Raw genomic sequence first — 11,511 nt, forward strand, 5'->3', positions numbered from 1 at the left:
TCCGAGGGTTGCTGCATGTCCGATCGCATTGCTCGCGCTTGTTCCCGGACGCTGACCAGCGTCGCCATGGCGGTGTTGGCAGTGGGATGCGGCAGTGCAAGCGCGCGCGACAAGGTGGCCCCGACGGGCTCGGTGATCGCCACCGATGCACATGGCTACCTGGAAAAAGCACAGGTGCCCGACAGCCTGCGCCTGGTACCGCCACCGCCGCAGGACGGCAGCGCCGCGCTCGCCAACGATCAGGCCATCGCCACATCCATGCTCGCCCTGCGCGGCACACCGCGCTGGGACCTGGCCACACAGGATGCTGCGCTGAGTTTCCCGGCGGCCGCCAATCACTTCAGTTGCGCGCTCGGCATCCAGATCGACCAGGCGCACACCCCGCACCTGCTGCGCCTGCTCGAACGCAGCATGCGCGACGCCAGCACCAGCACCAGCGCAGCCAAGGCCCGTTACCAGCGGCCACGCCCGTTCATGCGCAACGACCAGCCGATGTGCACGCCCGACGACGACGCGGCGCTGCGCAAGAACGGCTCCTACCCCTCCGGCCACACCGCCATCGGCTGGAGCTGGGGCCTGATCCTGGCCGAGCTGGCACCCGCCCAGCGCGACGCCCTGCTCGCCCGCGGCCGCGCCTTCGGCGACAGCCGCCTGGTCTGCAACGTGCACTGGCAGAGCGATGTCCTGCAGGGCCGCATCATGGGCGCCGCCACCGTCGCCGCCCTGCACGACAACCCCGAGTTCCAGAAGGATCTAGCCGCTGCGCGCCGCGAGATCGACAAGGCACGTGCGAAGCAACCTGCCACCGCCGCTGCATCGCCAGCATGCGATGCAGAGAACGCTGCTCTGCTGACGGTGTTGCCTGATGTGATGTAAGCGGCACCGACCTCGGCTTACAAAAGACGTAGCGACTGCTTGGCTGGCACGCCTTCGACACTGCCGGCATGGCGGAGCGCGCTGCGTCAGCCTGAGCAATCACTCGCTGGCGGACTCCACACCGTTCCGCCATGCCCCCCGGCAAGCAGCTACCGCTGCGGATTGGCTCGCTCCGACCCACAGCCATTGCCGCTGGATCGCTCGGATGGGCGATCCGCGTCCGTGCCGCAACGGCGGCCAGCCACTTGCAGCAGACCTGCAGACCAGCCGCAGCTCTGCGCCAGCGATTCGGCACCTCTGGCCGCAGCCTTTGCCCAAAAGCGCGTGGTTCGCCTGGGCGCGATCAGTCGCCGCTACACGAATTCGCTCTCCGATACCCGGCCCGAAAGTGCTGTTTCACACGAAAGTTCCCGAAAGATGACATCTTCGTAAATCCTGGGTTAATCTTCAGACAGCCTTCAGGAAAATGACGGCCGTTCAGCTTGCTGTCGCTTGAAGCGCCCCTCCCCCTCAGCCGCCGCAGGGCAGTTGAGTCCCACGTTTCGAAGTCGTCGTAGGCGTAGTTCATCAGGAGAGAGAGGAATGACGCGTTCAGGGGTTCGTAGTTCGTTGTCCAGGAATATCACGCGCAGCGCCTTGAGCCTTGCGTTGGCCATGTGTGTCGCAGGTGGCGTGCACGCACAGAGTGCGGTGGGATCCATCTTCGGTAGCGGGCAGCCGGGCAGCACCGTGGCCATTCAGAGCCCTCAGACCGGCGTCACCCGTTCGGTGACCGCGGCGACTGACGGCAGATTCAGCTTCAGCCAGCTACCGCCGGGCAAATACGTGGTCACTGCCGACGGGGTAACGCGCGAGGTCGAGGTCAAGGTGGGTAGCGGTTCGCAGGTCGTGTTCGGAACCAATGCGACAACTCTGGACAGGGTCAACGTGATTGGCACGGGCGCGCTCAATCCCATCGACGTGTCGTCGGTGGAATCCACCACGGTGTTCACTGCCGACCAGATGATCTCGCTGCCGGTGGCCAGCGATGTTTCCTCGGTCGCCTTGCTGGCGCCTGGCGCAGTCAGGGGCGACAGCGGTCTGGGTGCCGGAAATCTCGCCTCGTTCGGCGGTTCGTCGGTGGCCGAGAACGGCTATTACATCAACGGCTTCGACGTGACCAACATGCGCACGTTCCTGTCCTTCGCCAACGTGCCGTTCCAGGGGATAGGACAGCTGCAGGTCAAGACCGGCGGCTATGGCGCAGAGTACGGGCGCTCGCTCGGTGGCATCGTCAGCATCGTGACCAAATCCGGTTCCAACGACTGGCACTACGGCGGTAGCGTCGAATGGGAACCCGACTGGGGAAGGGCAACCGGCAAGGATGTTCGCGACCGCGATCCGGATGCTTCCGATCCGCTGTACGTGTACCGCAGCGACAATCGATCCGATAGCACCATCTACTCGGCCTATGCCAGCGGCCCGATCATCAAGGACCGGTTGTTCTTCTTCGCGATGGCCGAGGGTCGAAGTGAAACGAACGACACATTCAGTGCACTGACGAGCCAACGTACCCGTGACAACACCCCGCAGGGATTGGTCAAACTCGACTGGTACATCAACGACAGCAACCTGCTTGAGTTCACCGGCATCTACAACCAGGCCAAGACCAAGTACAGCACCTACGAGTACAACCCCGACGCCAACGGCGACAGCCGTTACAACGTTGGACGGCACGAAGCGCCGATCGAACAATACGAGATGGAAAACGGCGGCAAGGTCGGGATTCTCAAATACACCGGCTATTTCACCGACAACTTCACCCTGTCGGCACAGTACGGGTATTTGAGCAACCTGATCGATTCCCGACTGCCTGCCAATCCCGCAGGTGGAGAGTGCCCATGGGCCTATAGCTTTGGCCTGACCACCAGCACGGTCGATCGCTATATCGGCTGCAACCCCGGTACCATCTCCACAGTCGCCGACTTGAATGCCGAGCCGGACGAGGATATCCGCAGGGCATTTCGCGTCGATGGCGAATGGGTGCTGGGCGATCATCGGCTGCGCTTTGGCGTCGATCAAGAAAAATACGAATCCAGCCATCGCGGCAGCACCTATGCCGGTGGAATCAACTGGGCGTACTACACTGTCCCGGGCAATGCCGTGGCGACCGGCGCGTTTGCCGGGCGGCCGGGCCGGACGGTGAATGGCCAGTTGGTCCCACGTGGTGCACTGTACGCACGTTCGCGCGTCTATCAGACCAGCAGCTCCAGCTACGAAAACATCAATAGCGCGTTCTATGCCGAAGACAATTGGCAGGTGACCGAAAATTTTCTAGCAGTGCTCGGTCTGCGCGGGGAGAAATTCGAAAACAAAAACGGCGACGGTATTGCCTGGGTCGAGTCGGATTACAAACTTGCTCCGCGCATTGGCTTCTCCTGGGATGTGCTCGGTGACGCCAGCCTAAAGCTGTTCGGTACCGCCGGACGCTACTACATCCCGGTGGCGACCAACTCGAGCATCCGCGCGACCGGTGCAGAGTCGACCGTTTCCAACTGGTACTTCGTCAACGGTTGGAGTGAAGCCGACGGCAGGCCGGTTGGTCAGGGTGCGCAAATCGGCGCTACCCAGACCAATGGCTCGCTCGTCGCACCCAACCCTGCGTCGGTCGCCTCCACCAATCTTTCGCCCATGTATCAGGATGAAGTGATTCTCGGCGGTCAGCTGCAGCTGACAGACAACTGGATGGCCGGCGTGCGCATGATCCGCCGTGAAGTGAAGTCGGGCATGGACGACACCTGCACGACCAATCCGTGGATCGATTGGGCGGCGGACAACGGATACACCAACTTCGATCCCAGTTCCGTTCCGAACTGCTACTTCCTGAATCCTGGTAGCGACGTCACCCTCAATGTCGATCTGGATGGCGACGGCGAAGTGGAACTGGCAACCCTACCGGCCTCGTATCTCGGTCTGCCCAAGTACCAGCGTACTCACACCGCGCTGGAGTTCTTCTGGGAACGGACCGGTGAAAAGTTCAACCTCCAGGGTTCATATACGTTCGCCAGAACGCGCGGCAACGTCGAGGGCTACGTCAATTCGACCCTGGAACAGGAAGATCCGGGCCTGACGCAGGACTTTGACCATCGTCTGTTCACCGACGGCACCTACGGCCCGACACCGAACGATCGCCAACACACGCTCAAGCTGTTCGGTGCCTATACGGTCACCCCCGAATGGCAGCTGGGCGGCAATCTAGTCCTCCAATCCGGTCGCCCTGTGAATTGCCAAGGCTATATCCCGCTCGAAGGCATCGCACAGCCCGACCAAGGCACCCTGACTGCGTACAGTGGCTCAAGCTTCTATTGCTTGAACGCCGATGGCACGCGTGAACTGCATCAGCGTGGTGACGAAGGGCGTACACCGTGGACCTGGACGTTCGACCTGGCTGCGGTGTACATGCCGAACTGGGCTGATAACAAGCTGCGTATCAAGCTGGATGTCTTCAACCTGTTCAACAATGACCGCGTCACCGAGTACAACGAGTTCAGTGAAGCGTCTCGCGATGTGATCAGCCCGAACTATTTGAACGATCAGAACTATCAGACGCCTCGTTCGTTCCGGTTGACCGCTCGCTACGATTTCTAACTCGCAGTATCCGTGTCTTACATACGATGTCCGGCCTCGTGAGAGGCCGGATTTTTATTTCGCGAATGCTGCATTCATCGCTGCGCGCGGTGCCGCGCCGCATCACTTGCCGATACAAAAACTCGAAAAGATCTTGCCCAGCAATTCGTCGGCGCTCAGCTTGCCGGTGATCTCGCCGAGTGCTTCCTGTGCAAGGCGCAATTCTTCGGCGGCCAGTTCGAGTTGTTCGAAGCCCAGCTCCAGATCCGCTGCGTCTGCATGCTGTTCGGCGCGGCGCAATGCCTCGACATGCCGCGTGCGTGCGGAGAATTCGCCTTCCACGCTGTCCGCTCCATCGCCCAGCGCGAGCTCGCGCAACCGGACGTGCAATTGCTCCAGTCCCTGCCCGGTCACCGCCGAGACCGCGACCGCGTCGCGATCGAGCGCTGCGGGGCCGGCCAGCAGATCGCATTTGTTGTGGATCCACAGCTGACGCGGAACCGCATCGATGGCATCGCCGAGCGCATCGCGCGCGGCTTGCGGGTCGCGCGCATCCAGTACCACCAGCGCCAGATCGGCGCGCTGCAACTCCGCACGCGCGCGACGCATGCCCTCGCGCTCGATCGCATCACCGCCATCGCGCAGGCCGGCGGTGTCGACCAGGGTCAACTCGAACCCATCGAGCTGGATCGCTTCATGCAAGGTGTCGCGGGTGGTGCCGGCGACATCGGTGACGATGGCACGCTCGCTACCGGCCAGTGCATTGAGCAACGAACTCTTGCCGGCATTGGGCGGGCCGATCAGCACCGCGTGCAGGCCGTCGCGCAACTTGCGCCCGCGCTCGGCATCGCGCAGCAGTTGTGCCAGCAATGCGCGCGCCTGCTGTAGCCCGTCGCGCACCTGCGCCCCGCCCAGGGTGTCGAGCGGCTCGTCGGCAAAGTCGATCGCCGCTTCCACATGGATGCGCAGCCGGGTGAGGCTGTCGCTGAGCGCATCGACACGTTGCGAAAACACACCGTCCAGCGATCTGCGCGCAGCACGTGCCGCGCGCAGATCGCCGGCGGCGATCAGGTCGGCGATGGCTTCGGCCTGTGCCAGATCGAGTTTGCCGTTGAGAAAGGCGCGCTCGCTGAATTCACCCGCGCGTGCCTGCCGCGCACCCAGCGCAATGCAACGCGCCACCAGCTGCCGCAACAGCACCGGGCTGCCGTGTCCCTGCAGCTCCACCACGTCTTCGCCGGTAAAGCTGCGCGGTGACTTGAACCACAGGGCGATGCCATCGTCGATGACCTCGCCCTGCCCATCGCGAAAGCGTGCGTACCGCGCCTGCCGTGGCTGCAACTGCGCAACGCCCAGCCCGGCGGCAATCTGCGCCGCCTGCGGCCCGGACAGGCGCACGATCCCCACCCCACCGGCTCCGGCGGCACTGGCGATAGCAACGATGGTAGACGTGGAAGACGACATGGGCATTGCTCTGAGGTGGATTGAAGAAGACAAGCGCGGCGATGCAGCGACTGCGCGGCCGGCAGCGGCATCCTGCCGATGCCCGGGTCCCTGGTGTATCACGCCTCCATCGCGGCACGCGCTCTCCTGACGCCTGTTCGCAACGCTGCGTCAGCCGCCGTGAATCACAGCGATTGCAACTGCGTGCGAGCCTGCGCGGCGCCGCTGCCTTGCGGCTGCAATTCCAGGTAAGTGGAATAGGCCTTGCGCGCCTTGTCGCGATCGCCGGCTTTTGCGTAGGCATCGCCAAGATTGAGATAGGCCACCGCACGCGATGGATCGATTTTCAAGGTATTTTCCAGCCAGCGCGCCGATTCGGCAAAGCGTTCCTGGCGGTAATACACAAAGCCCAGGTTGTTGGCGGCCAAGGCGAAATCCGGACGCAGCTTCAAGGCCTCGGCAAACTGCTCGGCCGCTTCGGCGTAGCGTTTTTCCTTGTACAACTGCAGGCCGCGCTCGTTGGCCAGCTGCGCACGTTGGCGGTCGCTGCTCTTCACCGCCGTCGGCAAGACCAGCCTGGCTTCGCCGCCTTGCAGGGTTTTTACCGTCACCGGTGCAGCCGCCACTGCAGCACCGCTGGTGGTGGCGACAGGACGCGCCGCATCCACGCGTCCGTTGAGTGCGATCGCATCGGCGGACAACTGCGCGGTACCGGCGGTCAGGAACTCTTCGCCGCTCGGTACCTGGAACACGAACTCGCCGCCCTGCGAGCCGGGCAGGCTGCCGAATGCCGGGGTCTGCGCCGACACTGCCGACACCGCCGGTGCGACATAGGCTGCCAGTTCGGTACCGGTGATCAGGCCATCGCCATTGAGGTCGCCCTTGCCCGCCAGCGCCTGCAGCAGCACCCAGGTAAATACCGAATGCCCGTTCGGGCCGCTGTCGGCCACCTGCTGATCGGCACCGCCGGCAGTGAGCATCTGGCGGGCGATGCGTCGCGCGTTCTCGCGCAGGTAAGCACTGGATGTCGGCCCGCCGCGCGTCAGCCCCAATCCGCTATAGCAGGCATCCATCACGAACAGCACATGCTTGGCCTGCAGGCTTTCGGCGATGTTCTGCAGGTCGCTCATCGCGATCGCATCGCTGGCCAGTTGCTGCGGATCCGAGTCGACCGGAATGATGTAACCCAGGTCGCGCCCGGATGCCAGCCGGCGCGTGGCGCCATGCCCGGCAAAGAACACGAACACGCGGTCGTTGGTCTGCGCGCGTCCCTCGCCGAGACGATCGTGGAACGCTGCAAGAATGTTGTTGCGCGTGGCCTGCCCGTTCTTGAGCACGATTACCTGCGAGGACGGAAATCCCAACGGGCCGGTCAAGGTGCTGGCGATGGCCTGCGCATCGTTGGCGGCATATTCGAGCTTGGGCCAGTGCGCGTAGTCGTCGATCCCGATCACGATCGCCCAGGAGTTGGCGTAGCCGGTGGTCACGGTTGCCTCGGCCGCCGCGCTGGGCGCGTGCGCCACCGAAAACTCGCGGCCATTCCAGCCGGCGAACTGGTAGCCATCGGCGATCAGTCGGTCCAGGATCTGCGGCAGTGCCTTCACTGCACGGTCGTGGATGTCATGGAACAACACGATGCCGCGCTGCTCCTTGTTCACCTGGTCGAGCACGCGCTGCACGATCGACTCGGGCACCGGGTCAGCCCAGTCCATGGAGTCGATGTTCCACATGATCGACTTCAAGCCTGCATCGCCCAGCAGCTGCAAGCCTTCGGCATTGCGCGCCCCATACGGAAACCGGAACAACGGCGCACGCTTGTCGTCCACCGCGCGCAACAACGTGTCGGTGTCCAGCACCTGGCTGCGCAACGCATCGCCGGTGGTCTTGGACAACTGCGCATGGGTCAGGCTGTGGTTGCCCACCGCATAACCTTCTTCCATCAGCGCGTGGCTGATCTTGGATAGCGGCGCGAGTGTCGGCTTGCCCTGCGCGTCCAGGCTGCCCAGGTTGCGGCCCACTTCGAAGAACACGCCCGGCACGTCGTAGCGTTTGAGGATGGCCACGATCTCCTCGGTATAGGCTTTGTGCGGGCCGTCGTCGAAGGTTAGCACCACCGTCTTGGGCGGCAGGTCGCGGCCGAAGATCTCGCTGTCGCTATCGCGCGCGGAGAACGGGTACGGCTCCACCACGCCATGATCGCGCAGGATCTTTTCGCGCGTGTACAGGCTGCGCAGATGCGCCACGTAGTCGTCCCACTTCTCGCGCTTGGGCACGATCGCGCGCCTGCGATCGAAGCGGCTGAAAATCTGCGTCAGTTCCTTGTTGTAGCTGCGCTCGATCTCGTCCAGCGCTTCCAGATCCTCACCGATGCGCTGATGCAGCTTCACCGCCGGCAGTGCCGAATCGCGGCCAATGCGTGCGTGCAGGTCGCGCAACACTTCGGCAAACGCCAGGCGGTCGGCGTCGTAGAGATCCGGTGCCGATTCGATCTCGTCCAGCACCGTGGCGATCGTCGCGAAGCGGCGCGCTGCGTTCGACGTCAGCACCGTCTCGAATCGCGCAGCGATGCGTTCGCGCTGCTGGAGGTTTTCATGGAACAGCTGCTGCCCCACGCTGCTGGAGGTGGCGCGATCGCGTGGTGTCTGGGCATCCGCATCGGCCAGCAACACGATGATGCGGCGATGCCGGTCCAGTTGCTCGCGCAGCTGCGCGATCAGTGCGCGTGCGTCGTCGTTGTCGGTTTCGGCTGCCGCACCAGCGGCGGCCGGCGCAGCGGTGCTGGCGGCAGACGCTGCCTCGCCGGCGGTCTGCTTGCCGCAGCCGGCCATCGCCAGCATTCCGGCGCAAGCGGCGCACAGCAACAGGCGATACAGCGGCGATGACATCACGACGGCGTCCTTGGCGATGAAGACAACAGGGCAGACAGCAACTGCGGCGACATGCAGAAAGCCCGCCTTGCGGCGGGCTCTGTGCAATTGCGCTTACTTGGCGTTGGCCTGGATGATCTTGCTCGGCTTCTCGCCGTGCTGGCGGATCATCCACCACTGGATCAGCAGACCCAGGCCGCCGTTGACCACCCAGTACAGCACCAGGCCGGCCGGCATGAAGGCCATCATGACGCCGAACACCAGCGGCATGAACTGCATCATCTTGGCCTGCATCGGGTCCATGCCCGGGGTCGGGGTCAGCTTCTGCGTGGCCCACATGATGGCGATGTTGAGCACCGGCAGGATGAAGTACGGATCGCGCGCGGTCAGATCCTGGATCCAGCCCAGCCACGGCGCCTGACGCAGTTCCACCGATTCCACCAGCACCCAGTACAGCGCGAAGAAGATCGGCATCTGGATCAGCAGCGGCAGGCAGCCGCCCATCGGGTTGATCTTTTCCTTCTTAAATAGCTCCATCGTCGCCTGCTGGTACTTGACGCGATCGTCGCCGTAACGCTCCTTCAGCTGCGCCAGGCGCGGCTGGAAGCGGCGCATCTTGGCACCGGACTTGTACTGCGCAGCCGACAGCGGATACAGCGCCAGACGCAGCAGCACCACCAGGCCGATGATGGACCAGCCCCAGTTGTGCAGGAAGCTGTGCAGATGGCTCAGCACCCAGAACAGGCCCTGGCCGATGATGGCCATGATCGAGAAGCGGCTGTAGTCGACCACGCGGTCCAGCCCCTTCACGTCTTCCTTGGCGATCAGGCTGACCAGCTTCGGGCCCACCCACAGGCGCGCTTCGGTGGTCGCGGTCTGGCCCGGCGCCACGGTGAAGGCCGGGCCACGCAGTTCGGCCACGTCACGCGGGCCGTCCTGGTTCAGCACGTACAGCGAGGCCTGGTCCTTCTGCGGAATCCACGCGGTGAAGAAGTGGTGCTGCAGCAGCGCCACCCAGCCGCCGGTGATCTGGCGATTGAGGCCACCGTCGTCCATGTAGTCCTTGAACGCGCGACGCTCGTAGCCTTCCTGCGGGCTGTACCAGGTCGCCCCGTTGAAGCTGAAGGAATCCGGGTTGGTCATGCCGCGGCTGAGGATGGTCGGCACCCGGCTCAGCTTGCGAAACACGTAGCCGTTCCACGGCGCGCCACTCTTGTTGATCACCTCGTCCTTGATCGAGATCGCATAGCGACCGCGCTCCAGGGTAAAGGTGCGGCGAATCGACACGCCGTTGGGGCCATTCCACACGAACGGCACCACCAGCGTGTTCTGGCCCTTGGCCAGTTCGAACGCGGTGCCCGGCTGTTCGGCGCGGAAGCCACCCACGCCCGGTACCGGCGAATGCTCGCTGGCCCAACCGCTGGTGGCGTTATAGGGATGCGCGGCATCTTCGGTCAGCAGGCTGACCGGCGCGGTGCCGTCCTTGGTCTGCGGAAACTGCAGCAATTCGGCATCGAGCACGCTGCGGCCGTCCAGCTTCAGGCGCAGCACGTCCGAGGTCAGGGTGATCACCGGCGCAGCACCGGCAGCGGCCGGCGGCGCGGCAGTCGTGCTGGTCGCCGGTACGGCGCCCGGCACGCCCGCCTGCGGAATGGCCTGGGCCGCCGGCACATTGGCCGACGGTGCCGCAGCGTCCAGATCGCGCGCAGCCGGCACCGACTGCGTCGCCGCAACCACCGGCGCATTGGCGGCGGCCTTGTCCTTGCCCCACTCCATCCACAGCAGCGCCGCGACCATCAGCCAGGCAAAAATCAGGAAAACACGGGTCTGGTTCATCGGGCAGCAACTCGCTCAGTCGGAACTGGGTTCCGGCTCTGTCGGGGAAAGGGAGGATGGGTGCATCGTCCTGGCGGGCGGCATTGTGCCGGGCGCAGCAGGCAGGGGCAATGCGCCGGCACGGCGCAGCAGACGCAGGAAGGCGTCGCGAATCTGTGGATTGGTCGCTTTTGCGGCTGCGGAGCGCGCCACAATCACGTAATCGCCGCCGGCAAGCTCGGGCAGCAGATGCCGCATGGCATCGCGCAATACGCGTTTGATCCGGTTGCGTCCCACCGCACGGGTATCGACCTTGCGCGACACCGCCATGCCCAGGCGCGGCGGCGTATCGCCGGTCCGCCAGTGCAGGCTGAGCAACGGGTCCGAGGTACGACGTGCAGTATCGAAAACGACCGTATATTGCGCACGCGTACGAACCCGCGCAGAGCGAGGAAATCGCCTGCACGGGTTCGATGCGTTCACGTTAGGGACTGCCTCGGCCGCAGGGAGCGGCGCGGCAATCAAGCGCTCAGGCGCTTGCGGCCCTTGGCGCGGCGGCGAGCCAGGATCTTGCGGCCGTCGGCAGTTGCCATACGTGCGCGGAAGCCATGGTCGCGTGCTCGCTTGAGGTTGCTGGGTTGGAAAGTACGCTTGGTGGCCATGGGGCCCTCTGCATGAATGGAGACGAATAGAATCGGCAATTCTATAGGGCCATCAGCGGCCGGGTCAACTCCCCCCAGACGTTAGCGGGGGTAATGGCGGTCAAGCCCTGTGGATGGACCTGTGAATAAGTCTGGGAAAACCCTGCCCTCGGTGCTAGTCTGGCGCATCCTCTTTTCACTACCGGGCTGCGAGCACGGCGCTTTTCTGCGCGCCGCAGCCAGCAACAGATGATCATACTTTG

7 protein-coding genes are annotated in these 11,511 nt (G+C 64.0%); 2 read left to right on the top strand and 5 right to left on the bottom strand.

Annotated elements, in window-relative coordinates:
* The first annotated feature begins 15 nt into the window (after positions 1–15).
* Positions 16–876 (top strand): acid phosphatase, encoded by an 861-nt coding sequence (locus tag KHN93_RS21450; protein ID WP_104560922.1) that lies wholly within the window; start codon positions 16–18, stop codon positions 874–876.
* A gap of 582 nt (positions 877–1,458) precedes the next feature.
* The gene (locus KHN93_RS21455; protein ID WP_104560923.1) at positions 1,459–4,503 is read left to right on the top strand and encodes a TonB-dependent receptor; all 3,045 of its coding nucleotides are present in this window, start codon (positions 1,459–1,461) and stop codon (positions 4,501–4,503) included.
* Between the two features lie 102 nt (positions 4,504–4,605).
* Here KHN93_RS21455 and mnmE read toward each other — a convergent pair whose 3' ends face one another.
* From mnmE to rpmH, 5 genes are all read right to left on the bottom strand, one after another.
* The gene (gene mnmE / locus KHN93_RS21460) at positions 4,606–5,946 is read right to left on the bottom strand and encodes a tRNA uridine-5-carboxymethylaminomethyl(34) synthesis GTPase MnmE (RefSeq protein ID WP_211921393.1); all 1,341 of its coding nucleotides are present in this window, start codon (positions 5,944–5,946) and stop codon (positions 4,606–4,608) included.
* Between the two features lie 164 nt (positions 5,947–6,110).
* A complete protein-coding gene (locus KHN93_RS21465; RefSeq protein ID WP_211921395.1) occupies positions 6,111–8,813 on the bottom strand; it encodes a polysaccharide deacetylase family protein in 2,703 nt (900 codons plus the stop codon).
* Between the two features lie 93 nt (positions 8,814–8,906).
* Complete coding sequence (yidC, locus tag KHN93_RS21470; RefSeq protein WP_039518135.1) at positions 8,907–10,628, bottom strand: membrane protein insertase YidC; 1,722 nt, start codon at positions 10,626–10,628, stop codon at positions 8,907–8,909.
* Between the two features lie 15 nt (positions 10,629–10,643).
* Positions 10,644–11,090 carry a ribonuclease P protein component gene (gene rnpA / locus KHN93_RS21475; protein WP_039512801.1) on the bottom strand — a complete coding sequence of 149 codons (447 nt, stop codon included), beginning with the start codon at positions 11,088–11,090 and terminating at the stop codon, positions 10,644–10,646.
* A 38-nt stretch (positions 11,091–11,128) separates the two neighbouring features.
* Entirely contained in the window at positions 11,129–11,269 is a 141-nt protein-coding gene (rpmH, locus tag KHN93_RS21480; protein ID WP_002805908.1) for a 50S ribosomal protein L34, read from the bottom strand.
* Positions 11,270–11,511: the final 242 nt, after the last annotated feature.

It is taken from the genome of Xanthomonas arboricola pv. juglandis (genome assembly GCF_905367715.1).
Taxonomy (GTDB): Bacteria; Pseudomonadota; Gammaproteobacteria; order Xanthomonadales; family Xanthomonadaceae; genus Xanthomonas; species Xanthomonas arboricola.